Source organism: Neosynechococcus sphagnicola sy1, from assembly GCF_000775285.1.
In the GTDB taxonomy this organism is placed as follows: Bacteria; Cyanobacteriota; Cyanobacteriia; order Neosynechococcales; family Neosynechococcaceae; genus Neosynechococcus; species Neosynechococcus sphagnicola.
Genome location: NZ_JJML01000017.1, coordinates 209,329 through 235,975 on the forward strand (window position 1 = coordinate 209,329; position 26,647 = coordinate 235,975).

At 51.6% G+C, this 26,647-nt stretch carries 16 protein-coding genes, 1 tRNA gene and 4 pseudogenes; 5 read left to right on the forward strand and 16 right to left on the reverse strand.

Features of this window, described 5'->3' with window-relative positions; all coding sequences use genetic code 11:
* Nucleotides 1-9: 9 nt before the first annotated feature.
* From sbcD to DO97_RS09255, 4 genes and pseudogenes are all read right to left on the reverse strand, one after another.
* Nucleotides 10-1,320 (reverse strand): exonuclease subunit SbcD, encoded by a 1,311-nt coding sequence (gene sbcD, locus DO97_RS09240; protein WP_036532667.1) that lies wholly within the window; start codon nucleotides 1,318-1,320, stop codon nucleotides 10-12.
* 46 nt (nucleotides 1,321-1,366) lie between these two features.
* Complete coding sequence (locus tag DO97_RS09245; RefSeq protein WP_052128557.1) at nucleotides 1,367-2,584, reverse strand: alpha/beta hydrolase; 1,218 nt, start codon at nucleotides 2,582-2,584, stop codon at nucleotides 1,367-1,369.
* An 18-nt stretch (nucleotides 2,585-2,602) separates the two neighbouring features.
* A pseudogene (gene menB / locus DO97_RS09250) lies at nucleotides 2,603-3,437 on the reverse strand (1,4-dihydroxy-2-naphthoyl-CoA synthase).
* Between the two features lie 24 nt (nucleotides 3,438-3,461).
* The gene (locus tag DO97_RS09255; RefSeq protein WP_036532671.1) at nucleotides 3,462-4,448 is read right to left on the reverse strand and encodes a ribonuclease Z; all 987 of its coding nucleotides are present in this window, start codon (nucleotides 4,446-4,448) and stop codon (nucleotides 3,462-3,464) included.
* 390 nt (nucleotides 4,449-4,838) lie between these two features.
* On the opposite strand from DO97_RS09255, the pseudogene DO97_RS26265 reads away from it, so the two are divergent.
* Nucleotides 4,839-5,937: pseudogene (locus DO97_RS26265) on the forward strand (SpoIID/LytB domain-containing protein).
* A 12-nt stretch (nucleotides 5,938-5,949) separates the two neighbouring features.
* Here the strand turns inward: DO97_RS26265 and DO97_RS09265 are convergent.
* From DO97_RS09265 to DO97_RS09290, 7 genes and pseudogenes are all read right to left on the reverse strand, one after another.
* Nucleotides 5,950-6,033 (reverse strand) — tRNA-Leu (locus tag DO97_RS09265).
* Between the two features lie 75 nt (nucleotides 6,034-6,108).
* Nucleotides 6,109-7,359, reverse strand: a complete 1,251-nt coding sequence (locus DO97_RS09270; protein ID WP_204368551.1) for an isochorismate synthase — start codon at nucleotides 7,357-7,359, stop codon at nucleotides 6,109-6,111.
* Nucleotides 7,349-7,600, reverse strand: a complete 252-nt coding sequence (locus tag DO97_RS25025; RefSeq protein ID WP_204368552.1) for a hypothetical protein — start codon at nucleotides 7,598-7,600, stop codon at nucleotides 7,349-7,351. Before DO97_RS25025 ends, DO97_RS09270 begins: the two co-directional genes overlap by 11 nt.
* Before the next feature lie 186 nt (nucleotides 7,601-7,786).
* A complete protein-coding gene (locus DO97_RS09275) occupies nucleotides 7,787-8,263 on the reverse strand; it encodes a thylakoid membrane photosystem I accumulation factor (protein ID WP_239651596.1) in 477 nt (158 codons plus the stop codon).
* A 247-nt stretch (nucleotides 8,264-8,510) separates the two neighbouring features.
* Nucleotides 8,511-10,231 (reverse strand): annotated as a pseudogene (locus tag DO97_RS09280) (diflavin flavoprotein).
* A gap of 5 nt (nucleotides 10,232-10,236) precedes the next feature.
* Nucleotides 10,237-10,551: an STAS domain-containing protein gene (locus tag DO97_RS09285; protein WP_052128558.1), complete on the reverse strand. Its 315-nt coding sequence runs from the start codon at nucleotides 10,549-10,551 to the stop codon at nucleotides 10,237-10,239.
* Nucleotides 10,552-10,604: 53 nt separating this feature from the next.
* Nucleotides 10,605-12,356, reverse strand: a complete 1,752-nt coding sequence (locus DO97_RS09290) for a diflavin flavoprotein (RefSeq protein ID WP_052128559.1) — start codon at nucleotides 12,354-12,356, stop codon at nucleotides 10,605-10,607.
* Between the two features lie 367 nt (nucleotides 12,357-12,723).
* Between DO97_RS09290 and DO97_RS09295 the strand changes: the two genes are divergently transcribed.
* Nucleotides 12,724-13,062, forward strand: a complete 339-nt coding sequence (locus DO97_RS09295; RefSeq protein WP_036532674.1) for a YnfA family protein — start codon at nucleotides 12,724-12,726, stop codon at nucleotides 13,060-13,062.
* 100 nt (nucleotides 13,063-13,162) lie between these two features.
* On the opposite strand, the gene DO97_RS09300 is transcribed toward DO97_RS09295, so the two are convergent.
* From DO97_RS09300 to DO97_RS09315, 4 genes are all read right to left on the reverse strand, one after another.
* On the reverse strand, nucleotides 13,163-13,651 hold the full coding sequence (locus tag DO97_RS09300) for an AAA family ATPase (protein ID WP_036532676.1): 489 nt from the start codon (nucleotides 13,649-13,651) through the stop codon (nucleotides 13,163-13,165).
* Between the two features lie 236 nt (nucleotides 13,652-13,887).
* On the reverse strand, nucleotides 13,888-16,587 hold the full coding sequence (locus DO97_RS09305) for an HlyD family secretion protein (RefSeq protein ID WP_036532678.1): 2,700 nt from the start codon (nucleotides 16,585-16,587) through the stop codon (nucleotides 13,888-13,890).
* Between the two features lie 1,076 nt (nucleotides 16,588-17,663).
* Nucleotides 17,664-18,206 carry a pentapeptide repeat-containing protein gene (locus DO97_RS09310; protein ID WP_036532681.1) on the reverse strand — a complete coding sequence of 181 codons (543 nt, stop codon included), beginning with the start codon at nucleotides 18,204-18,206 and terminating at the stop codon, nucleotides 17,664-17,666.
* A 178-nt stretch (nucleotides 18,207-18,384) separates the two neighbouring features.
* Entirely contained in the window at nucleotides 18,385-19,275 is an 891-nt protein-coding gene (locus DO97_RS09315; RefSeq protein ID WP_275574984.1) for a prephenate/arogenate dehydrogenase, read from the reverse strand.
* Between the two features lie 118 nt (nucleotides 19,276-19,393).
* Here DO97_RS09315 and DO97_RS09320 point away from each other — a divergent pair, with 118 nt between their 5' ends.
* Both DO97_RS09320 and DO97_RS30990 read left to right on the forward strand, forming a co-directional pair.
* Nucleotides 19,394-20,686, forward strand: a complete 1,293-nt coding sequence (locus tag DO97_RS09320; protein ID WP_036532684.1) for a M16 family metallopeptidase — start codon at nucleotides 19,394-19,396, stop codon at nucleotides 20,684-20,686.
* Between the two features lie 11 nt (nucleotides 20,687-20,697).
* Nucleotides 20,698-21,559: pseudogene (locus DO97_RS30990) on the forward strand (fructosamine kinase family protein).
* Between the two features lie 88 nt (nucleotides 21,560-21,647).
* Here DO97_RS30990 and DO97_RS09330 read toward each other — a convergent pair.
* Nucleotides 21,648-23,528 carry an aminopeptidase P family protein gene (locus DO97_RS09330; protein ID WP_036532687.1) on the reverse strand — a complete coding sequence of 627 codons (1,881 nt, stop codon included), beginning with the start codon at nucleotides 23,526-23,528 and terminating at the stop codon, nucleotides 21,648-21,650.
* Between the two features lie 178 nt (nucleotides 23,529-23,706).
* Here DO97_RS09330 and DO97_RS23830 point away from each other — a divergent pair.
* Nucleotides 23,707-26,647, forward strand: a 2,941-nt coding sequence (locus tag DO97_RS23830; protein WP_193365068.1) for a choice-of-anchor I family protein, incomplete at its 3' end; no start/stop codon positions are given.

The following is a 26,647-nucleotide window of genomic DNA, read 5'->3' on the forward strand; positions in this document are numbered from 1 at the left end:
CCAAGGGCGCTATAGCAACCGCAGCTGTCCTTGGGGTTCTGAGTCGGAGCTTGTTGCTAGGGTTGGGCTAACGGTAACCGATGCCACCTCGGGTTTGTCGTCGATGCTGGCATCCGTCAATAGATGCTGAGCTGCTTCCAGGAGATCGGTAGCAATATCTTGTAAATCTTCACGACTTGCTAAATAAGTCTTCAGGGCTTCTAGGGGGTCGAGGCTGCTGTCAGCTCCGAGTTCAGGCAGTCGCGATCGCGCCAGTTGACTGATCAATTCCGGTTGGATCGTGTAACTGTGCGCCGAACTTAGCGCTTGATGGAGCAGTGCTGTGTCCACTTGATCCAACTGCTCAGTGCGAAGGCGATAGATTAGCCGCACCACTGCGGATTCAATTTGGTCGGGCTTTAAGGCTGCCATCAATGCGGCCTGGGGATCGGCAACATCGGAGACATCCACCTCAACGGTGTGGAAGCTGCGGACGGAGAGGGGGCAAAACTCTAACTGGGTCTGCCCCTGCCCTAAATGAATCAGCATAAAGCCCTTATCCTCTTGGGCTTCACTGAAGTCAACCCGCTCAATGCTGCCGGGGTAAACAACGGGGGGCTGCTCACAGAGAATTTGATGCCGGTGGACATGACCTAGGGCCACGTAGTCAAAGCAGGGGCGGGTCAGCAAGGACAGCGGAATTGTAAACCCCTTGCCCACGGCCAGAAAGCGTTCAGCACCATAACGAGCCGTATCTGCCATTAAATGCGCCAGTAGGACGGTGGGAATATCGGGATCAAGCTGCCGAATTTCTCCCTCCAGCGCCACTCGCAGTCGCTCAATCAAGAGCTGGTTGACCTCCCCCAGGGACAGTCCCTCGGTTTCGGGGCGGGTGAGGAGCGTCGAACGGGTTAACCAAGGGAGTGTCATTACCTGCACCGGGCCATGGGAGGTCTGGATGCAATAGGTGTGCAGGCGATCGCCAACCATAAATCCTGGTACCCCTAAGGTGCGATAGATACATAGACTCGCTCCCCCCTGCCCCTGGGAATGCTGATCATGGTTGCCGACGAGCAGGACGGTGGGGATCTGAGCATCTGCAAGGCGACGGAACTGACTGGCAAATGCTTCTTGAACGACGGGGGGAGGGGTGGCATCAGGGAAGGCATCGCCCCCAAACAACACCAGATCAACAGGCTCGGCAATGGCGCGATCGATGCACTGTCCCAAGGTGGCGACAAAATCCTCTAGGCGAGTATTCAGCCCTGTGGCAGGGTTGATGCGCCCGTGGATAAAGCCACTACCCAAGTGAATATCAGAGAGATGCAGGATTTTAATCATGGCAACCGGAGAACAAACCCCTTGGGGGACTTGACAGATAAATTGGCTAGGTACCCGGTTTCAAGGCCCAAGCTAAAAAGCGCTCCGTATAGTAAAGAGCCAACTGATTACTGGGACCATTAAACACCGCATCAAAGGCATGTTCGGCCCAGGGTATTTCTAGGAATACCGTGGTGTTGCCCGCTGCCTGCAATTCCTCTGATAAGTGTTGACCAAATCTCGCCTCGACGACATGATCGTGCCCCCCGTAAACCAGCAATGTGGGCGGTAACTGGGATCTAACCCAATGGATGGGGGAAGCCTGCTGGAACGCTAGGGGAAATTCTGGAGGCGATCCGCCGATGAATGTTCGGAGGATGGCTTGGGCTCCCATGGGATCAGGTTTGGGCAGATCGTAGTATCCTTTGGCCAGATCTACGGGGCCATAGTAACTCACCACTGCCTGTACGGGGAAAGTCGAGGGCTGATAAGCGGCCAGCATCGCTAGGTGGGCTCCGGCAGACCAACCCATGAGGGCGAGGCGCTGGGTATCAATTTCGAGGGCGATCGCGTGGTCATGGATAAATCCCAGCGCCGCCTGAATATCCTCTAACTGAGCCGGAAAATGAAATCTGGGAGCATGTCGGTAGGAAACCGCGACCACGGTGTAGCCTTGATTTGCCATGTAACGGCTAAACGGCTGATTCTGGCTGGGACTGCCCCGCTGCCATGCGCCCCCGTAGATAACGACAATGGCCGGATAGAGACCCACGTCATCGGGATGGTAAACATCCAGTTTTAAGGGCTGGTGATCGGGGGCTGCAAACTCTATGCCCAGGGTCTCTCGCCCGGTTGGTATGGCAATGCCAGTGAAGGCTGTTTGGAACTGAAACGGCTGCGATCGCAGCTTGGACACCACCTGGTGAGGAATTTTCCAGGCATAGTCAGCCCCCAGCGATCGCTGCATTACCAGGTTGGCATGGTCAATCACCCCAGGTAGTTGCACCAAGGGGACAGCACTCCAGATCACCGCCACCAGACTCAACCCCAAACTCAGACGTAGCCATCCCATCTGTTGCCAGCCTAACAGCTGACATCCTAGGAACGACAGCACCATGACCAACAGATTCAGCCCCAGCAACCAGGGACTCAACTCTGGGGCACCCACGGCCAAGGGGAGGAGCCACTCGGTGGGTGCTGGGATCACAATCCAAAGGCTGAGCAGGAACCCGAAGACAGCCAGCAAACAGAGGCAGAGAGCAACACTCGTGGGCAGTAAGTTCATCAGGGGAAAATTTGCAGGTTACGGCAGCCAGGGGTACTGGCGGAAATTAGGAGGACGTTTTTCCAGAAAGGCTTGTTTGCCCTCCGATCCCTCTGCGGTCATGTAGTAGAGCAGGGTGGCGTTGCCGGCCAGTTCCTGTAACCCAGCTTGGCCATCACAGTCAGCATTGAAGGCTGATTTGAGACAACGAATGGCGATCGGGCTTTTGTCGAGGATCTCCCGTGCCCACTGTACCCCTTCCGCCTCTAACTGCTCCACGGCTACGATGCAGTTGACCAGTCCCATGGCTTCCGCTTCAGCCGCTGTGTACTGGCGACAGAGGTACCAGATTTCTCGGGCTTTCTTTTGACCGACAACCCGTGCGAGGTAGCTGGCTCCAAAGCCCCCATCAAAACTGCCGACCTTAGGACCTGTTTGGCCAAAAATTGCATTTTCTGCGGCGATCGTTAAGTCACAGACTAAATGCAAGACATGCCCACCCCCGGATGGCGTAACCAGCCACTAGGGCAATCACCACCTTCGGCATGGAGCGAATTAGGCGTTGGAGATCCAGGACATTCAATCGCGGCACACCCTCGCGATCCACGTAGCCTGCCTGCCCCCGGACACTCTGATCCCCCCCGGAACAAAAGGCATACTTGCCATCGGTATGGGGGCCAGCGCCCGTGAGTAAGACAACGCCGATGCGACCATCTTCCCGAGCATTGCTAAAGGCATCATAGAGTTCCGTAATCGTTTCGGGTCGGAAGGCATTGCGTTTGTGAGGGCGATTGATCGTAATTTTGGCGATGCCGTCTGCCTTGTGATAAAGAATATCTTCGTAGGTTTTCGCAACCTGCCATGCAACTTCCATAGGAGCCTCTATTTTGAATTTCGCCTAGCGATGGGTCAGATCGGCTAGGGCAGCCGTGCCGCGACGGTCTCCCCCCGTGTTAGGGTGGCGAGAAATTTCGTAGGTGAGAAAATCGTAGGCCATCTCCGTATGGGGAAAAATAGCCCGGGCTTCTGCCAACAGATCCCCCAGTTCTAGGGCATTGCCAGGGGCATAGCGGGGACTGAAATGGGTCATGATTAATTGCTGTACCTGGGCAGCCAATGCCACTTGAGCCGCCATGGTTGAGGTGGAGTGGAGGCGTTGATAGGCTAACGCTGCATCCTGGTGGGCAAAGGTGGCTTCGTGAATCAAAACATCCACCCCCGCAGCCAGTTCTACCGCCTCGTCACAGTAGATGGTATCGGTGCAGTAGGCGAGCTTCCGCCCCACCTGGGTGGGGCCACAAAGATCCCGACCCTGAACTTTACGCCCATCGGGCAAGGTAATTTGTTCTCCGCGCTTGAGTTTGCCGTAGAGGGGACCAAAGGGTATTCCCAGAGCTGCGGCTTGATCAGCGTCAAAATGGCCGGGGCGATCCTTTTCTTCAATCCGGTAACCAAAGGCCGGGACGCGATGTTTTAAGGGGCCACAACGGACTCGAAATTCTTCATCCTCAAAGAGGAGACCCGGTTGAACCGTATGAACCTTGATCGGGTACGAAAAGTGGGTTTGGGAGTAACGGCCACAGGCTCGCAGATAGTCATCCAATCCTGGGGGGCCATAGATATCAATGCGATTGGGGTTGCCCGCCAGACCGCAACTGGCTAAGAGGCCCATCAGCCCAAAGATGTGATCCCCGTGCATGTGGGTAATGAAGATGCGGGTGATCTGACTGATTTTGATCTCACTGTGGAGCACCTGATGTTGGGTGCCTTCTCCACAGTCCAAGAGCCAAACCTCTGCCCGTTGGGGCAATCGCAGGGCAATACTCGAGACATTGCGCGATCGCGTGGGCACCCCTGAACTAGTTCCGAGAAAAGTAATTTGCAAAACTCAGCAACCTACGGCAAAATTCTGGAGTCATTGACATTGCTTCACCTATGGTGACATAGGACGCGAAGGAAGACTGACTGGATTGTAATTTGTGGTTGTATCGCCATGGCTACAAAGCTTTGGGCAATGGTATATCAGGTAGCCTCCTGGAATCGGCGTTTGACAGTTTGAGTATGCTCTCAGCTGCCTGACCAGAGCTATGTGTAGCTATGTGTAAGGATTCGTGACCTTCGTTCAATGTTTTGGCTGTGAGGAGAGGACTTGCTAATCATGTTAACGACTGCCAAACTGAGATCCCATCAGACCTCACCGGGGCAAAAATTTCTCGGGTTTCTCAAGTCTCCATTAATACTAGGACGCCAGAGCTGGCTGACCGCTCTGATCTGGATGTTGGTGGTTCTCCCTGCCCAAGCGGCACTGGAGTTGCGGGTTGCCATTCAAGAGGGGGCTAGCCAGGTAAAAGTGGGTAGTTCCACCCCCGCGATTGTACGGGATAGTGCGGGTAAACCCTTAGGGCAAATTGCTGCCATGGATGCCTTTAATGCCCAACTGTCTGGAGGCATTGTGCGCCTGGAGCGCTGGCAGTCGCGGCGGCTTTGGGTTGAACCGTTCCCAGGGAGGATATGTCTATATTGGCGATCGCTGGTATCGAGGACGAACCTTACTGCTGCCAACGGCTGGGGGCTTAGATGCCATTAACTATGTGGATTTGGAGCAGTACTTATACAGTGTGATCGGAGCTGAGATGGGCATCAACTGGCCCCAGGAAGCCCTGAAGGCTCAGGCCGTGGCTTCTCGATCCTATGCCCTGCAAAAACGCCAAACCGAAGGCAATGCCCTGTTCGATCTCGGTGATACAGTTGCTTGGCAAGTTTATAAAGGGGTGGCCACAGAATCTCCCAGTACCCAAGCGGCGGTGAATGCCACCCAGGGGCAAGTCCTCAGCTATGGAGGCAGAATTATTCAAGCGGTATTCCATTCCTCCTCGGGAGGGCACACCGAAAACGTCGAGGATGTATGGTCTCGCCCCCTGCCCTACCTGCGTGGTGTTCCGGACTATGATCAGGGGTCTCCCGTCTTTCAATGGATGCAAACCTTCTCCCGGGATCAAATCAGCCAACGGATTTCTGGTGTCGGACGCGTGATCTCCGTTACCCCCGCCCGAGTTTCGCCAACGGGACGACTAATTAGTGTGCGCGTCATGGGGGACAGAGGGACACGGGTGATCGATGCGGATGCGGTGCGGAGTGCCCTGGGTTTGAAAAGCACCTGGTTTAAGGTCACCCCCCTATTTGATCCAGTTGCCAGCGCGGGCAGTTTACAGTCTGTACCCAAGGGGTTTCAGATCAATGGCCGGGGTTTCGGCCATGGTCTCGGAATGAGCCAGTGGGGGGCCTATAACCTGTCCAAGCAGGGCTACACCTACCAGCAGATTCTGGCTCACTACTACCAGAACACTCAGCTCGCCCAGATTGATGTCCGTTAACGCAACGATAAATGCGGAACCGGGGACTTGAACCCCGAAGGCATTGCTGCCACTAGAACCTGAATCTAGCGCGTCTACCAATTCCGCCAGTTCCGCAGGTCGCGATTAATACCGCGATCTCTAATAATCTTGCCAAAGGTAGGCTTTGTCAATATTTTTTGCCAGATGATTTTAGCTGAGTGCTTTCAACAGTGCTTGGAGTTTGAGGTGAATTTCAGCCAGTTCTTGATCCGGATCTGACCCCGCGACAATCCCCGCACCGGCATAGAGGCGTGCTTGACAGCCATCTAGGAGCGCTGAACGAATGCCAACGATAAACTCCCCATTGCCATGATGGTCTACCCAACCCAGAGGAGCAGCATAAAGACCCCGCTCAAAGGTTTCATGGCGACGAATTTCCTGGCAGGCAATGTCTCTGGGGGCTCCGGCAACGGCGGGGGTGGGATGCAACTCCGCTAAGATTTCCAGAAGGTGAACATCAGGGGGCACCTGGGCCTGAATTGGGGTGCGCAGATGCTGAATGTTTGGCAATTGCAGCAGGCAAGGTTGCAGCGTTGAGCAGTGGGGGATTAACCCAAGGCGTGATAGCCGTTGACGAATGAAATCAATCACAACCTGGTGTTCATGCAGTTCTTTGGTGCTGCGGAGAAGATGATGGGCATACTGGGCATCTTCAAGGGGAGATTTGCCTCTGGGAGCCGAGCCAGCCAGGGCATCGGTGATTAAATTTGCCTGTTGCAGGCTCAGGAGGCGTTCAGGACTGGCACCGATAAAGGTTTGCCCCTGCCCATTACTGGTGGAGAAAATATAGCAATCGCTGTTGAGCTGTCGTAAGTTTTCCAGGGCGTGTCCCCAGTCAATGGGTGTCGGCGCAATCACGTCTAGGGGATGGGACAGGACAATTTTATGGAAGTAATTAGCGGCGATCGCAGAGAGGGCAGAACCCACTGCGGTCTTAAACTGGTGGGCTGGGACTACATCCTGCTGGGCAAAGGACGGCACAGCGATCTTTGCCCAGCGCCCCTCTGGGGATCGATCTGGTGCCGCAGGGATGGCTTGCAGCCGCTGCCATTCTTGCCAGAGATTGGTGGTGAGCAACTGAAGATTACTGTCGGGACTGACCACAAGGTTGGCTACAATCACCGTCTGATCGTGCTGGCAAGCCACCTGCCACCGAGGTAAAAACACCGTTGCCGCCGGAAACACCGGAGCCTGGTGGGAGTGGTGATCAAAAAAGGTGAAACTGCAAAAGAAATGAGGGCCGGCAAAGGGATGATCCAGCGTCCCAGCTTTGATGATGTCAGCCAGGCAGGCTTGGATGAAGTCTTGGGCAAGGTTAAACCGCTGGGGGCCTTCGGTTTTCAGATAGGCGGTAGCATCCATGGCTGCGATCGCCCAACCACTGCCCAGTTCATTGCTCAACCCGAATCCTAGGCCGTCCGCACTGTCGGGATGATGCCTCTTTTCCAGGTAAAACGTGCAGGTGTTGGGGTTGATGGAGCACCTGAAGCACCCCTAGGGGGTCAAGGGTGGGGGTCTCCAGGGAAATACTGACAAGTTGGGTACGGTCTTTCTCAATGGCGATCTGTTTGCAGGCAAAGAGGAACTGATACAGTTCCTGGCAGTTCCGGAAGAGATGGACACCAAAGGGTACAACTGGCATGAAAACAGCGATCAAAAACGGTTGTCTAAACGGAGGAATATCCTGACTTGTACAGTGAAGCGCTGAACCATGACAGCTTGGGAGGTTGCCACAACACAGCACACTTCCTCCATCTAATCACAGGGAGTCTGTTCAGACAGCAGATGCCACTGACTCTAACGTTTTACTAAGATTCCTATGGAACCTTTAAGGCACGAGTTCCGTGTTGAGTTCGTTCACTGCCCGCCGCCGTAACTCCACAGATTGCGATCGCGGCAGCAGGTTAAAGACCCCTCGGAAGGCATCATCCACCTGCTCGAAGGGGATATTCCCTGACGCGTTTAACACCACTGCACCAGCTTGGTTAAACAAGACGGTTTGGGGGACGACCCCTTGATAGTAGTAACCAGGTTCCGTGGGCGTATAGGCAGCTTTGATGGGCATGGCATCGATACTGATGGGGAGTAGATCCGCCACGCGACCATAATAGGCCTGGAGTTGGGAAATAACCGTCGAGTAGGCCTTAGAGTCCCGACTATCATCGGTGTACAACACTAAAAGCGTTGGCTTATCCCCCTGCATCGACTCAGCAAGGGTGACTTTGGGCGGTACCAGGGAACCATTCCCTGCATAAAGGGCAAAAATATTGCCATCAAAGCGATCATCATTCAAACCAGCCTGCACGGGGGAAACGCCGATCCCGAGGCTACTGACCAGCAAAAGCAGTGCCAGCAGCCAACCCCACCCTCGACACGGGGCACGATGCTCAGTGAACGGTGTAGCTATAGAACAGCGGCCCTCCCCCCSTGGCACTGACGGCTGGGTTCGCCATGAGAGCAAGTTGACAACAGTGTTCAGCAACCAAGAGAGGAAAAACATCATGGGGGGTATCAACCGGGTGGAAAACGAGGAACCAATCGCAGGCTCAGCCTTAATAATAGCTGCCCGTCTTACGGTGTTGAATAGCTGTAACACCTGTTCCATCCAGAACCTTACCTTGATTGACGATGGCATAGAGTAACCAGTGATCCCCACATTCCATGCGATTTTGGATCGTACATTCCAGGTAAGCTAGGGCATCGCTGAGGATAAAGCAGTCATTACTGGCGGTTTGCACTACCAGACCAGCGAAGCGATCTTCCCCTGGGGCAAAGGGTTTGAGGAAGTGCCGCCGCAGGGTTTGGCCTTCCTTCAAAATATTTAAAACGAAACGATCCCCTACATGGGCTAGGGGTTCCATGGCCCGATCCTTGGCGATCGCCACCGTCAGTCCGGGGGGGTTAAAGGTGGCCTGGGAGACCCAAGAGGCCAACATGCCACTGGTGACATCACCCCGGCGTGCGGTTACTACACAGAGAGAGCCAATAATTCGCCCTACTGCTTGTTCGGTGCGATCGGCTTGGCCTTCCGTGACCGGTTGGCGGACAAATCGCTGCTTGCGAACCTTCTTGAGCGCCTGGGCAAAATCCGTACCCGCTTCTTCGCACTGCTGGAGCGTCATATCGGTGGGGGTAAACTTAACGCGAATCGGCTCAAACCCAAAGCGATAGCCCGCATCCCGGAGCTTACCTTCGAGGAAATCCACCGCCTCCCCGCTCCAGCCATAGGAGCCAAACACCCCCGCTAGTTTGTTTTTTGAGGTCGAGGAGAGAACGATACCGAGGGCAGTTTGGATTTGGGTGGGAGCGTGGCCGCCCAGGGTGGGGGAACCAATCACAAAGCCGTCACACCGTTCGATGGCACTGGTAATTTCCGCCAGTTCCGCTGCTTCGCAGTTAATCGATTCAACGGCCACGTCTGCCTTGGTAATGCCTTTGGCAATCGCTTGGGCAATGATGGCGGTATTGCCATAGGCCGAGGCGTAGAGCAACACAACATTGAGATCACTGGACTGCTGCTGGGCACACCACTGGCGATAGTCTAAGGTGAGGCGACTGAGGCTGTAGCGCACCAGAGGGCCATGGGCCGGGGCATAGAACTTGGGATTCAGGGGGGCAAATTTATCCAGGGCGGCCTCAACACGGCGCACCTGAGCCGCGTGGAGACAATCAAAGTAAAAGCGGCGGTCTTCATCAAGCTGCTTCCACTGCTCATCCACAATGGCATCGCCGCAGACATGGGCACCGAACAATTTGTCGGTAAATAGAATTCTAGTCGCCGGATCGTAGATACAGAGGGCATCGGGCCACCGGGGGGTGGGGTAGGCAGGAACTGCAACTCATGACCTTTCCCTAGATCCAGCGTCTCTTCGCTCCGCACTCCCCAAATTTTTGATTCGTGTTCCGGCAAAGCAGCCTTGAGGGTAATGGCTCCAGGGCGGGAGCACACCAGCGTCACATGGGGAGCCCATTCTAGCAGGGTCTTGAGGGTAACCATGCGGTTGGGGTTGACATGCCCCAAGAGGATATAGTCTAACTTCTGCCAGTTGAGGTGCTGCTGTAACTCCTCCAGGTAGATGGCGGTGAAGGATTCCCCCGGCGGATCGAAGAGGGCTGTTTTCTCGCTCTGAATCAGGTAGGAGTTGGAGGTGGTTCCTCGCTGAAGGGAGTACTCGATCTCAAACTTTAATCGCTCCCAAGTCCGCGATCGCAGCATCATGGTATCAGCGGCGATGGTCGCAACCTGGACATCACGCGGTTTCGTGTCTGACATGGGACTCAGGTTTCTAAGTGGTCTGGAAAGTCTTGCAGATGACAGTGCCGAAATCGTTCGTAAAGCCCGGATTGTTCCAGCAGCATTTCCACCTGCTCACTGGCAGAACAGAGGTAGAGTTTAGCGCCTGCGAGGGTAACCGCTTTGAGAATCCGCACCATGGTTCCCAGACCCGCACTATCAATAAACGTCACCTTCTGCAGGTCGATGGCGAGGGCCTGTAACTTCTCTCGACTCAAGATATCAGTAATGTCCTTCTCGAAGTACGGCCCTGCGTAGCGATCCAGCTTGGCATTAACTAAGGCATAGATTCTGTACATACCCGATCTCATCGCTAAGGATTGGTTGCTTCCCGAGGAGACTCCTCAGAAATTTAGTAATGATTCCCTACTTTACGATGATGAATGGCAGTTAGGGCATCGGGTTTAGAAACTCGACCCGCCTGAATCGTACTGTAGACAATCCAGTGATCACTGCATTCCATGCGGCTACTGACTTCACATTCCAAATAGGCTAAAGCATCGGCTAGAATCGGACAGCCATTGGTAGCAGCGTAGATTTTAATCCCAGCAAAGCGATCTGCTCCGGGGGAAAACCGCTTTAAGAAATGCTTCATTAGGAGTTGGTAATTACCTTCTTCCAAGACATTGAGCACAAAGCGATCTCCGACATGCATCAAAGACTCAATGGCACGGTCTTTAGCAACGGCAATCGTAACGCCCAAGGGCTTAAAACTGGCCTGAGATACCCAGGAGGCCAACATGGCGCTACTCAGGTCTCCCTTTTGGGCGGTTATGATGTACAGTCCTCCACTCAGTCGTCCCAGGGCTTTATCGAGGTCGGTATCCAGGGCTTTCATCTGCTTGACGGTGCGATCGCGGGTGAGCCACTGCCCCAGATCGGTGCCAGCTTCTTCACACAACTGGTAGGTGGCCTCCGAGGGGACTTCCTTGAGCAGAATTGGCGGAAATGCCTCTGTCACCCCCATTTCTTGTAAACGGTTACGCAAGGGATACACCGATTCATCATCCCCACCCCCAACTTCAAACAGACCCACGGCCTGCTTACTGGAGGTTGACACCAAAACAGTGCTTAAGGCAGTACTAGCAGTTGCAGCAGCGGTTCCTGACTGCGGGGGCATGCCAATCACGACGCCTGCCGCCTCGCTCATCAGTTCCCGAACCTCTTGGGGATCAGCTGTCCGCAGATCCATCATCTCCACCGCAACTCCAGTTTTGGTGATTCCGTGGGCGATCGCCTGGGAGAGGCGGTCACTATACCCATAGTCGGACATATAAAAGACGGCGACGGTGGTTTCCCCTTTGGTTTGAGCTTGACTCCAGGCTCGATAGCGCCCCGTCAGTTCCCCAACATTGTGGCGCAACAGAGGACCATGCCCGGTGGCAATCGTCTCAATGTCAGGTAGTTCTGCCATGCGCTTCATCGCTGACAGCACAGAGCGGGCATTGGGTGCCATCAGACAGTCATAGTAGTAACGAAAATCTTCGGCAATCAGATCGAGGTCTTCATCAAAGACAGAATCGTCACAAAAGTGCAGGCCAAAGGCATCACAGGTGAAGAGAATCTGGGTTTTGGCATCGTAGGTAAAAATGGTATCCGGCCAGTGGAGATTGGGGGCGATGACAAACTCTAGTTCGTGTCCCTGTCCTAGATCTAGGCGATCTCCATTTTTGACAATCTGACGAGCAAAGGGCTGGTGGATGAGGTTTTCGAGAAACTGGATCGCCACTTTAGAGGCGACCACCGTAGCCTGAGGAGCCAGAGCCAAAATATCGCTGACTAACCCACTGTGATCAGGCTCGGTATGACTGATGATCAAATAATCAATCCGTTGGGGGTCAACCTGCTGGGCCAGGATTTCCAGATACAGATCTTGAAACTTGCGATGGGAGGTATCCACGAGGGCAATTTTGTCCCCCTGGATCAAGAAGGAGTTGTAGGTGGTGCCATTTTGCAGGCCAAATTCAATATCAAAGCGATCACGATCCCAGTCGAGCGATCGCAGTGCCAATGTCTCGGGTGCAATTTCGACCGTCTGTACTGCCAATCGACCCAGCTTCGGCGCTGTTGAACTTGCCTTAACACCACCAGCAGTTACAACCATCAGCGACCCCCTTCCCAAAATGTTATGGAATATTGATCTCTACTCCTATTATTGACCGTAATCTGCGCAACTTGTAAAGTTTTAATAAGTAAAGTTACCTATCAAGAAAACCTATAGATTTGGCAAGACGAAGCTCCCTCGCTGGCCACTATCAGTGCTGACAGCCTTTGCTGAGTGAGCAGAAACTGCGGCGGTCGGAGCCAAACTTGTTAGCAGAGAGCTATCTTGACGGCAGCTAGGTAAGGATCTGAAACATCCTGTCAACCGGATGGGATTCAGAACTAATCCCACAGTCTAAGGATATCGGCATCCGTGCCGCATCCTATGTCGATCCAGTTGATTGATCCGTTGCACAGGACAAACCTCCATGAAATCTCTGCTGATTTTTGCGATCGCGGCGCTGGCGGAAATTTCCGGTTGCTACACTTTTTGGCGATGGCTGCGCCTAGGCAATAGTGTGCTTTGGCTGCTGCCAGGATTGATAGCTCTCGTCATCTTTGCTACGGCGCTTACCTATACAGAAACCACCCAGGCAGGCCGAGCCTATGCTGCCTATGGCGGAGTTTACATTCTGATGTCAACCTTATGGTTGTGGCTGATTGAAGGGACTCAACCGGATCAGGGAGACTGGCTCGGCGTAGGGCTGTGTTTGATGGGAACAGCGGTAATTCTTCTCAGCCCCCACCGAGGGACGGGGAGATTTTAGTCACCGTCAGCCTGCAAAAGCTAGATCAGCAGTCAAGGGTTTGACACAGGACAGATGTCTCAGCTAATGCTCCGGTTCAGCGACGGTGCGTAGCAGCTGGTTATGATACCGATCCATATTGATTTGGATGATTAAACTCACGCTTTTTGCCCTGAAAGGAGTCGAAGAGTGCCCGATGACTGCGGAGTCCGTATTCATCTTCGCGGATCTCATAAGAGCGAACCCACTCGATCAGATTCTCCAAATTCTCGTCTTGTTCGCGACTGGAGGGAAACTTCTCCGGTTCCCAGGGCCTCGCGCGGCACTGTGCTATGCATGCCTCAACCCCAGGGTTAAGAAAGATGAGCTCCTCACAATACGGCAATACTGGCTCAACAATATCTGCGTAACAGCCTTCAATTATCCAGCTTTCATTATTTGCAATAAAACGCTTCACATCAGCGAGACTGTCTTGCAAAGAGCGTCTTTCCGTGCCGCATTGAAACGCCACTTCATCCAGCGACAAGCGTGCAGCGAGTTGCTTTGCCATGAGTTTCTTGGCCAGGGTACTTTTGCCTGATCCAGCGTTTCCAAGAAGAATAACTTTCATTGCCGTCCCGTCTCTTCGGTATCACTAGGTTATAGGCAAAAGTGTTGAATCTTGATGGTAAAGTTTTACCATTTGGCCTTTGGAGCGCTTTTAAAGCCTCGCTTATTGAGAGCAGACGCATTAAGTGGCTTGATTGGCACCTAACGTAAAACACATAATCAACAAAAGCGACCCAATTTCTTAGCCTTAAGCTAACGTTCAACCCTCCTAGGTTAAACAGTTTTCTCCCAATTTTTCTATGGAAGCCAGGACCAAATCTCAACCTGTACAAAACGAATAATTGGGCGAGTAAAGGCAATGATAAGTGGCATTTGTCTTCCTTCGATCTTTGCATAACCTGACATTCCTGCTTTGATTAACTGCTTAGAATTCGGAATTTCAATAATTACTCCAACAAATCGCTCCGGAGTGATAGCAGGAGACTCTGATGTTGTTGAAGTAACAGAAGATGTGGATGAATTGGTAGAGCTTGAAGAAGCGGTAGGCTCAATGGAAATAACTTTCCCTGTAATGGGCTTATCTGAATATGCAAGTAACTTTATCTCCACAGAGCCACCGATATCAAATTCTCCAATGTTATATTCTGGAACATTAATCTCGCCTCGAATATTGCGATTATCTTCGGCGACTGCGAAGGTTTCTCCCTTTTTGAGATAACTGCCAATTTTTTGATCTAGGTAGGGTGTATCAAGATAACCAGTAAAGGGCATTAAAAAGGTTGTCTGTTTTTCTTGCTCCTGATAGTATTTCAATTCTTGTCTTAACTTTTGTAATTCAGCTCGGGCTGCTTCAGTCTCGTGACGGGCTGCTTCAATTTCATCGGGATAGGGTCCGGCCATCACCTTTGCTAAATTAGCTTGAGATTCTGCTAAAGCCTGTTGCTTAACTAAAACATCTTGTTGATCCTGTAACATCTTCTGTTGCTTTTCATCAGCATTATCTTGATCAGTCTGTGCCTTGCTCTCTGCATTTTCATAGACTTGTAACGAAGTGGCCCCTTGGTCATACAACTCTTTAAAACGATTCGCTTCTCGAACACTAAAGATGGCCTTATTCTTTTCAGTTTGAAACTTAGCTCGAGTCACCTCCACCATTTGACGAGCAGCCTCAACTTGCTGCTTTATATTCGCAACTTGCTCTTGAGCGATTGCGACATCTTCAGGTCTTGGAGTATTTAATAGTTTATTGAGTTTTGACTGTTTTGCAGCCAAGTCTGATTGCTGAGCTTTAATGGCTTCCTGGGTTGTTTGAATTTTGCTCTCAAGATCCAGGGCTTTCATGGTAGCAATCACTGTGCCAGCTTTAATCAGCACACCATCTCCACCCTTGAAGAAGACTTGGGAAATTTGACCGTCCCACTGGGCCTGGATCAATTGTTGGGTAGGAGGTAGAAGCTCGACTACCCCTCCTGGACGGGACTGATAAGGGTACAAAAACAGTACAGTGATGCCAGCTAATATCAAAAGTGTTTTCCATTTTTTTGCTAGAAAGTTAGTCAGCTTCTCTTTACCAGGAAGTTTCATCACTGACGCTAATCCTCCTCTTTTATCCGGCGCAGAAAATTGAACTAATTCTTCGGAATTTTTCTGAGCGGATTGCGATTTAATTGAGGATTGGCGATCTTCCAGAACTGTTCTAAAAGCAGTATTCAACCACCAACGGAACGTTATAATAAAAGGAATTGAAACTAGAACTACAACAGCCCCTTGGCTCAGAATGCCAGGAGTTATATCCTTGACCATTTCGTGTGCAACTTTAAATGCCAAATATCCCCAGGAAATAATCATTAATAGGGGGAATATTTGAAGTTGCAGCTTTTTCCAAAGGCTTAGCTGTTTAGGAAGGGCTCGTCGGCTAACCATCATGTCCCACACAAGCCGGTTTTGCTTAATTAAGGTCGGCGACAGGCGGAAGTATGAAATAATCCAGCCATAGCCATCAGATGGCCAGAGAGGGCTACTGTCAAAGAGGAAGTCAAGTAAGCCCATGTATGCTAGCGACAGAGCCCAAACCTTCAGAGAGGTGGGTGCTCCAAAATTTGAGTACCATAGAAAGATTCCAAAGCTAAATAGGAACATCCGGACTGCAATTGGTGTTGCAAATGCCCACAATTGCTGATCACGATTCTTCAATTTATATACTGACTGCCTATCAATATAAAATCGCGGCATAATTCCAAATGCCAACTTTACGCCTAATTCTTTAACTTCACCTCCATAATAAGTAACAATGACTCCTTGAGAAAACTTGCTTGTCATATTGACAAATGCCATATTTAATAAATGCAAAGTTATCCAAGGCAATGGGGCTAAATATTGTTGTATGCTCAAAGAAACCAATAATTTGTTGTTGAAAAATGTATAAATAGCAATCAATGAGCAAGGAACCAAGCTCCACGCCAATATAATAAAGCCATACCTAAAAGGCTTGAGAATTCCTAATGCAAAACTGAGAAATGGATGTGGATTTGGCAGAAACCATTTAAGGTTATTGCTTTTCTTGGCAATTAATTTTTCAGGACTGACAGCTAGTTTATGACTACTATTATTAGATTCTAATAACCTACTTTCTACAGGTGGTATCTGGTGATCATTCGTGAATGTTGAGCGATGAGTATTGTTTGATATTGACGGGGAGATAACATGATTATTCTCAGACGATGTCAGGAGGCCAAATGAATTAATTTGATCGAAGAAATTAATTAAATCTTCTTCGGAAAGTGATAAGTTAAAGCGGCGATAAAATTCTTTGGAAATTCCTGATTGCGAAGATTTTCCATCAATTGCTTCACACAAAAAATACTCTTCTTCGCCAAACTCAAATACCTCATTGGTTAATGGATCTTTAACCAAATAGAGTGGGGTATGACCATCTTTTTGTATGGTTTTTGTGATTACAAGATCTTCGCGAAATTTGTTATATAGCATCTGACGCATGCAAGATATTAAAAAATGGCTAGGAGGGTATGATAGCCCGCAAGATTCAGAGGTTAATACTTAGATGCTTAAAATACAAGTTATAAACTCTAAAGAGCTTATCGATTTTCACCTAGATAAAATCTATAGACTCAGATCCTGAGGAAGTACAGCCTCCCTAAAATTCTTCTCCAGACACTCACTAAAGCTTCTTTAGTACTACAAGATTTAGATTAGGCATAATCCTTCTTGATTCCATTCTCAACAAAAGGTCTGAATTTATTACTCTTGAGTTGAAGTATGCCTGGGTTCTGCTTCTATCTTGTTGCATGTTACCTTCCTAGAATACTGGGGTTGTCAAGCGTTGAGATAGCGTTATTACTCTCTTAGTATAAGATTAAACAAGAGATCTGTAGCTGATTCCAGAATTGGTCATGCAAGACAGAAGTATGGGAAAAGAGGCTTATTAAATAATTAGATTTTGCGAGTTAAACTTCAAGGTGTAGCATTTTGAAGTTTTTCATTGAGAGAATTCTAGCGTTACCATGATGTGTATTAAAACGGACGAAACTCTATAGCAATCCTAAATAAGTCGCAAACTAAATTAGCCTAAAATCCTCACCCAGAAAGAATCAAAATTTACAACTGACTTAGGACTGGTATATATAAGCAGACTTATTAAATCTAGGTGTATAGTTTCATATTTGTTTCCGCCTTTTTTTGTTAGTAACTCATCGCTCCATTGATCGATTAAACAGAGGTATGCCATTCCTGTTACAGATACTGCTACTTATCTAAAAAATGTGTTCATAAAATACTAGAACTTCTATCCGCTCCAAACTTAAATATGCGATCTATGCATCTGAATATATATCCTCACACCGTTTCCATTCTAGATGATTAATTTATTGGGAACCCATGGAAAAGTGAAATGTAAGACAATTCAAAACCAGTAGACACGGTGCATTTGACTGCGATGAATCTGCACTTTGCGACTCTGACGAACTGCAACTACCTCCTGCAGCGGTTCCACGCTAACCTAAAACAGCAGGGGGGTCAATTTTTCTCCCCGCTGATTTCGATTTCTAGTTGTGCTGCTATAACTTGATTCCGTCTCCTCGGTGCCCATCTGGATGGATGGTTCCCCCGTCTAGAAATGCCTGGGTTAGGTCAGCTTTCCGTGCTCGGGCGAGATTAGCTCCAGCAAACTGAGTGTCTCTGAGGTTGGCATTCTCTAGGTTGGCTTGGCTGAGATCGGCTGTTTTCAGGTTGGCAGTACTCAGATCTGCACTGTATAGATCGGCTCCATGCAAGTTGGCTCCTGAGAGATCAGCCCCCTGTAAATTGGCATGACGCAGGTTAGCACGGGAGAGATCAGCTCCCTGCAAGTTGGCCTGAGAGAGATTCACTCGATAAAGCTGGGTTGCACTCAGTTGGGCTGACTGGAGGTTTGCCTGAGAGAGATTGGCCTGGTTTAAGTTTGCATAGGGCAAGTAGACCTGAGACAGGTTTGCCGCTTGAAAATTAATACCTGGAAGTTTTGCTTCAAATAGATCGGCGGCATTTAAATCGATGGCATTGAAGTTTCGCCGACCCCTAGCATACTCAGCCAGGAGGTCTGCTGCATTTATCCTCTGCATATTAAACGAAATCTAAATTAATCCGCTGGGATTACCAGCATGGGCTACAAAATCAGTGCTGAAATCAGAGGCAATGCGTATTTATGCTTACCCCTTAATATGAATGTAGAGTCTTGTGAAGAAAAATAAATTTGCTTAAGGTTTTCTTTAGCTTCAATCCGGTGGGGGCTGGGTCGAATCAACTTAGTGCTGAATGAAATTGGGGCCTTGCTTCTTGGGTTTGATGCAGTTGGCTTTCTAGGCTACCCCAGTCTTCCTGCTCAATCCAGGCGATACATTGATCCAGTTGGTTGCGATAGGCGCAAAGAGTATGCAGGAGTTGGTGCCGATTGAAGCGAGCCATCATCACGCCTAGCTCGGGGCTACCGCCGCCCACCCGACTCGTATCTCGAAATCCCGAACTCGCCAGTGCCTGAGCTAGTTTCAGTGTCTTGGTATCGGCGTTGTTGCAGCAGGCAGCAATCAGGCTGGCGCTGACCATGACTGGCAAATGTGAGATCCAGGCAACGGCTTGGTCATGATCAGTGGGCAGGCAGTAGTACAGATGGGCTTGAAGTTGCTGCACCAGTGTGGCAATGGTGGTGATGGCGATTTCCGGCGTGGTGGCGATCGCAGTTAGGACGTAGGGTTTACCCACAAACAAATGGGGCTGGGCAGCCTCTAATCCACTTTCAGCGGTACCTGCCATGGGGTGTCCCCCGACAAAGTTGGGCCACAGAGGGGAGATCGCCTCAACGATCGGGGCTTTGACTGACCCCACATCTGTCAGGATCGTCTCCGGATGCAGATAGGGAACTAACTGACCCACGGTGGGCTCCAGGGCTGCCAGTGGGGTGCAGAGGAACACCACCTCTGCAGCTGTCAACAGAGCCAGATCGGTGCTCGCGGCATCCACCATTCCCAGGGCGATCGCCTGTTCACAGGTGCGTTGATGCCGACTCACCCCCAGAATTTCATGCCCCAAGGGTCGTAGATCCAAGGCCAGTGATCCTCCCATTAATCCCAGACCAACAATGCCTATCCTCATGCTGCTTGCCTGCACCTCATGCCCACTATCATAAATTTTCATTATGGCAGTTAAAATAAAGCAAGGACGCGACTCTCAGTGGCAATAGACCTCTTTCTAAGTCCTGGGAACAGGCACAACCTGTTTATCGCTCATTGTCATTGGTGCCAGAGGTCTTTCTATGTCCGCAGCATTGATCCCATCCTCGATTCCTTGCTTGAATACTCCCACCCTGCACCGACTTGCCAATGGTCTGACCATTATTGCCGAGCAGATTCCGGTGGATGCTGTCAACCTCAGTCTGTGGTTACCCGTGGGTTCAGCCGTAGAGTCAGACACCATCAACGGCATGGCTCACTTTTTAGAACACATGGTGTTTAAGGGCACTCCCCAACTAGTTAGTGGTGAGTTTGAGCGACTGATTGAGGAGCGAGGTGCGGTCACCAATGCTGCCACCAGTCAGGACTATACCCACTACTTCATCACTACAGCTCCCCAAGATTTTGCGGAACTGGCTCCCCTGCAAATGGATGTGGTCTTGAATGCCAGCATTCCAGAGGCAGCCTTTGAGCGAGAACGCTTAGTGGTACTGGAAGAAATTCGTCGTTCTGAAGATAACCCACGGCGGCGGACATTTCAACGAGCCATTGAGACCGCCTTTGAGCGCCTCCCCTACCGGCGTTCGGTGTTGGGTCCCGCCGCCGTCGTTAACCAGTTAACTCCCCAACAGATGCGCACCTTCCACCACACCTGGTATCAGCCCTCAGGGATGACAGCCGTGGCGGTAGGTAACTTACCGGTTGACACCTTAATTCAAACCGTGATCGACGGGGTGCAGCAACCCACCGATGGGGCCAGACTTCACCCTTGTCCCCAGGATCAGCCAGGGGTGGAACCGGCTTTTCGGGAGATTGTGCGTCAGGAATGGGTGGATGATAGCCTGCAACAGGCTCGCTTGGTGATGGTGTGGCGAGTACCAGGGTTGCAGCAACAATCGCAGACCTATGCCCTGGATGTTCTAGCTTCAATTTTGGGACATGGACGCACAGCCCGCCTGATTCAAGATTTGCGGGAGCATCAGCAGTTGGTCTCTAGCATTTCGGCCAGCAATATGAGTCATGTGGCTCAGGGTGTGTTTTATATCGCTGCCCAGTTGCCCACCGAGCATCTGGCAACGGTGGAGACGGCGATCGCGCAACAGATCCGCCGCTTACAAGCAGAATCTGTGAGTACTACCGAGATTAACCGGGTGCGCACCCAGGTGGTAAATCGGTTTGTCTTTGGCAATGAAACCCCCAGCGATCGCGCCAATTTGTATGGTTATTACCATGCCCTGATGGGAGAGTTGGAATCGGCGTTGGATTATCCGGCACAGATTCAGGCACTAACCGCCGCAGACTTACAGACAGCGGCTCAGACCTATTTATCCCCAGATGCCTATGGGGTAGTGATTGTCAGGCCACAGCCTGCTTGAGTCATGGGATTATGTGGACAAGCATTGCGGATCATATTAGTCACACCACTGGGAAACGGTTGGGAACCCTGGTTCCACGATCCGTGGCGGGGGGATGTATTAATCAGACCTACCAATTGGCTGACTCCCATCGCTCCTACTTTGTGAAACTGAACCAAGCGCAGCAGCTGGCGATGTTTGCCGCAGAAGCCCGTGGTCTCCATCAGATCTACCAACAGCAGACGATTCGGGTTCCCCAACCTATCTGTTGGGGAGTGGCGGCTGATTCCAGCTATCTGGTTCTGGAATGGCTGGACTTAGGGGCGGGTAAGCTCCCTGCCTGGGAAGCCATGGGTCGAGCCTTGGCAGCCCTCCACCAGATCCGGGGCAGCGATGCCTTTGGCTGGGAGATTGCCAACACCATTGGCACCACACCCCAGATCAATCTCTGGGACAGCAACTGGGCGGCGTTTTTTAGCCGTCACCGCCTGGGTTATCAATTCCAGCTTGCCCGGAGACGGGGGGGTACAGTTCCCCCAATCTGAAGCGCTTTTGACCGCCCTTCCCAATCTGCTCCATCACCAGCCTCACCCCTCCCTTGTCCACGGGGATCTGTGGTCAGGGAATGCTGCGGTGACGGTGACAGGCGTACCGGTGATGTTTGATCCAGCAACCTATTGGGGCGATCGCGAAGTCGATCTGGCAATGACCGAATTATTTGGCGGCTTCCCCCCAGATTTTTATCGGGGTTACCAGGCTGTTTTTCCTTTAGAGACAGGCTACCAGCACCGGAAGGTGATCTATAACCTTTATCACATTCTCAATCACTTCAATCTGTTTGGGGGGAGCTATGAAGCTCAGGCAAATCGGATGATTGCCCAGATTTTGAGCTAGGCAGGACACATCCCCAAAGGTATCGTGGGCTGATTCCAAGGGTTATACCGCTGGATACAACCATCTTGACGTCGGCAGCCGGGAACCCTTAGAGTCGACAGGCAGCTTGCAACCAAGCCGCTTCATCCGCCGTTAGGGTGGGAGTGAGCTGGGCGACCACGGCGGCATGGTAATCCCCTAGCCATTGCCGCTGCCGCGATTCCAGTTGTTCCAGATCAATCAAGCGTGGCTCAAAGGGAATGAAGGTCAGAGGTTCAAAGCCATACCAGGGTACTGGGGTTGAATGACCAACTGCCTCGACGGTTAGCTCCCGCACCACATAGAGGTTTTCTAAGCGAATACCCCCCCAGCCCGGTTCATAGTAACCCGGCTCAATGCTGTTGATCATCCCTGGCACCAATGGCTCTTGGGCACGTTTGCTAATCCCATTCGGCCCTTCATGAACATTTAAGAAGGCACCGACGCCATGACCCGTACCGTGACCATAATCTAACCCTGCCTGCCAGAGGTCAGCGCGGGTAATTCCATCCAGTTGAATTCCAGTGGTGCCCTTGGGAAAACGCTGCATCGCACAATTGATATGGGCTTTTAGGACTTCGGTGTAGCAGGCAATTTGCCGGGGGGTGGGGTCGCCAATGACCAGGGTTCGGGTATCATCGGTGGTTCCCATCAAGTATTGGGCACCGGAATCCAGCAGTAACCAGCAGCCCGGTTGCAACACCACTTCAGGATCAGGGGTGCCATAGTGAACAATGGAACTATTGGCTCCCACCGCCGAGATCGGGGGAAAGCTCAAGCCTTGAAATTCAGTTTCCTGACGATAAAATTGAGCGATCGCCACCGCGACATCTGCTTCCGTCATCGATTGGCCGGTGATTTGTTGATCGGCTATCCACTTTAAAGTCCGAACTTTAGCCCGACTGGCCTTGAGGTTGGCCTGCTGCATTTGGGCAATTTCAGTGGTGTTTTTACAGGCCTTCATCCCCTCAATGGGGTTGACAGCTTCCACAATTTTCAGCATTACCTGATCCGCCCCAGCCTTAGGGGTAAGCAGTTGGTAAGTGCCCAGGGTAGTTTGCTTCAGATCAACCAGCACCCGGGGAGGTTGAAGTTGGGCTGTCAATTTCTGCAACGTGGCGGGATAGGCTTCATAGGGCAACAGCGTCACTAGGGGTTGCAGAGTCTGGCGCACCTGCTGATCAAGCCGTTGCAGGTTAGTGAACAGAAAGACAGCATCCAGGGTGATTACCGCATAGGCAATCAACACTGGGTTGTAGGGCACATCCCAGCCCCGGAGATTAAACACCCAGGCAATTTGATCCAGCTTCGTGATCGGCAATAAACCCACCTTCGCCTGCTTTAAAGCATCTCGCACCCGCTGAAGTTTAGTGGCGAAGGCCTCCCCAGCGATCGCCGCTGGCAAGGCAAAAACAGGGGACGTATCGTCGGGAGGAACATCAGCGCCCTGATCGGCTCTGACCTGATCCACGAGATTGCCAGGGATGGGTATCAGTTCGACCCCAGTAGGCTCCAACTGCCGTTCCCAGGCGCGAACTTGCTCAACCGATACGGTAAATGGATCAAATCCCATCCCGAAACTCTTCCCCTTCTCCATGGATTCGTAACCCAAGCTTTCCAGGGTTTCTAAGAGGGTTTTATGCCCAGATAACTCCAGCTTGCAAACCTGAATCAGCGTTGGATCAACTTCTAAATCTGCCTGCTGATAGTAGCGAGCATCCACAAATAACCAGGCCTGGTCTGAGCTGATCAAACAATCTCCCGCCGAGCCAGTAAACCCACTGAGCCAAGATCGACGCTGCTTAGAAGTCGGTACATACTCGTTGAGATGTTCGTCGGCGGAGGGGATCAGATACCCCTCTAACCCATGGGCTGCCATCAACGTTCGCAGTCCAGACAACTTAAACTGCACAGATTCCAGATGGACAGGAGGGGTCAAGATGGATGTCATAAAGCGATGCGAGCAACAACGAATACAGAATCACAGCCAGGGAAAGTTCACTGATTCTAACGTGTTTACTTCCGGAGGTTCTATGAGCCGCAAACCCATGTTTTGCTCCAGACACAGGTTGCTCATCTAACTCTTGTAAAATCCCTTACCGGAAAGGTCTCACAGAAGAGGGAACATCATGAATGGGATTAACCTGACCAAGGTGGGTGGTTACAGCACTGGCGTTTTCGATCAGGGAGCAGCAGAAATTTCGGCATTTGACTCTGCATCCGAACGACTCTTTGTCGTCAATGGTGCCGCGGAAGGTATCGATGTGTTGGATCTGAGTGATCCTGCCAACCCTGTTTTCCTCTTCACCATTGATATTGCCGCAGTGACCGCCGGAGGATCACCCAACAGTGTTGCCGTTAAGAATGGAATTGTCGTCGTCGCCGTCGAGAATGCAGATAAAACCCTCCCTGGTACGGTGGAGTTCTTCGACGCTGACTTGGGTGCAACGGATGCTCCGATTCAGTCAGTGACCGTGGGAGCCTTGCCCGATATGCTCACCTTTACCCCTGATGGCACCAAGATTCTCGTTGCCAACGAAGGGGAACCCAATAGCTACGGACAGGCGGACTCGGTTGATCCCGAAGGCTCAGTCAGCATCATTGATATTTCCAGTGGTGTTGCCAGTGCAACCGTAACCACCGCAGCTTTTACGGATTTCAACGACGATCTAGCAACGCTAACAGCTGAGGGCGTTCGCATCTTTGGCCCCGGCGCTACAGTGGCCCAAGATTTGGAGCCGGAGTACATCTCAGTCTCTAGCGATGGTCAAACCGCCTACGTCACCCTTCAGGAAAACAATGCCCTGGGAATTCTAGATCTAACCACCGGGGAGTTCACCGATATTGTTGCCCTCGGTTACAAGGACTATAGCCAACCCGGTAATGGCTTAGATGCCAGCGATAAGGATGGGATTGATATCAGCCCCCAACCGGTTTTGGGTATGTATCAACCCGATGCGATCGCCTCCTATGAGGTAGATGGGCAAACCTACTTGGTCACGGCCAACGAAGGGGATGCTCGAGACTATGTAGGGTTTTCAGAAGAGGAACGGGTGAAAGACCTGACCCTGGATCCCAGCAATCCAGCCACCGGACTTCAGGGAGACAACGATTTGGGACGGCTGAACGTCACCTCCACCCAGGGAGATACGGATGGGGACGGCGACTACGACCAACTCTATAGCTTTGGGGGCCGCTCCTTCTCGATCTGGGATGCCAATGGCAATTTGATTTTTGACAGTGGCGACGATCTGGAAACCCTGACCGCCCTGGCCGATCCGGCGCACTTCAATGCCGACTCCACCAGTAACACCGCTGATAACCGCAGTGATAATAAAGGCCCCGAACCAGAAGGGGTTGCCCTCGGGGAGATCGACGGTCACACCTATGCGTTTATCGGTCAAGAACGGGTCGGTGGCGTAGTCGTTTACGATGTCACAAATCCCCTGGCTCCCACCTACATCACATACATTAACACCCGCGACTTTACCGAAGTCCCCGGTGCGGACAGTGGCGGTGATTTGGGGCCAGAGGGGTTGATCTTTGTTTCAGCGGCAGATAGCTCCAATGGCGTGCCTCTTCTGATTGTTGCCAATGAAATCAGCGGCACTACGGCGATCTTTGAAATCAACAACCTGTTCACGGGCTCTTCCCTTGGCGAAAACGTTTCCACCAGCTCCCTGCAAGATCAGATCAGCCTGGGGGATGGTAACGATACCCTCAATGCTAGTGTCTCGGAGTTGCAACAGGACGATGTGATTGATGCCGGGAATGGCATTGACACCCTGATACTGACGGATGGAGCTACGACCGATAGCGTGATACTGGACTTAACCAGCCCCCTCAACCAATTACAAGGTATTCCCAACACCACAGTCTCTAACTTTGAGTCCTTTGATTTTTCAAGTTTTGCAGGCAGCACAAACTTTACAGGCACCACCGGCAACGACACCTTATTAAGTGGTCAGGGCAATGACACCTTCAATGCAGGCAACGGCAATGACTTCCTCTCAGGGGGCGCAGGCAATGATTGGATCGATGGTGAAGATGGAGATGATTTCCTGACCGATTTCAGTGGCAACGACACCCTATTGGGTGGAGCGGGGAATGATACCATTGATGGCTGGCCTGGGGTTGACTCCCTGGATGGCGGCACTGGTAATGACCTGCTGTCCTTAGATCTCTCCGACCAAGCAACGGCATTGCTGTTTGACGGTACAGTCAACACTCACCTGACCCTGCTCGACGGCACCAGTGCCCAAAACTTTGAAACCTTCAACGTAGTGGGGGGTGCGGGCGATGACACCCTTTTGGGTGGCGGCAACAATGACACGCTGAATGGGGGACTCGGCAATGACTCCGTCCTCGGTGGTGCCGGCGATGACATGCTCAATGATGCCCAATTTGATGCCAGCGATGACACCATAAGCGGCGACGCTGGCAATGACCAGATCAATGGCGGCGCAGGCAATGATGTGCTCGTCGGTGGTGATAATAACGACTTTCTGACGGATTTGAGTGGCAATGATACCCTCAACGGTGATGCCGGAGACGACACCATTGAAAGCTCCACTGGAATTGATGTTCTGGATGGTGGGGATGGCAACGATCTGCTGATTTTGAACCTTTACGACAAAGTAGGTGGGATCTTATTTGATGGTTCGGCCAGCACTCACTTAGCACTAGCGGACGGTACCACCGCAAGCAACTTTGAGGTGTTTAGCGTCGTCGGCGGATCAGGGGATGACACCTTGATAGGTGGTGCGGATAACGACTTCCTGGATGGGGCTGCAGGTCAAGATGTTCTCTCTGGGGGCGCAGGCAATGATTTGATCAATGGTGAAGATGGCGATGATTTCCTGACCGATTTCAGTGGCAACGACACCCTATTGGGCGGGGCGGGGAATGATACCATTGATGGCTGGCCTGGGGTTGACTCCCTGGATGGCGGTTCTGGCAATGACCTGCTGTCCTTAGATCTCTCGGACCAAGCGACGGCATTGCTGTTTGACGGTACAGTCAACACTCACCTGACCCTGCTCGACGGCACCAGTGCCCAAAACTTTGAAA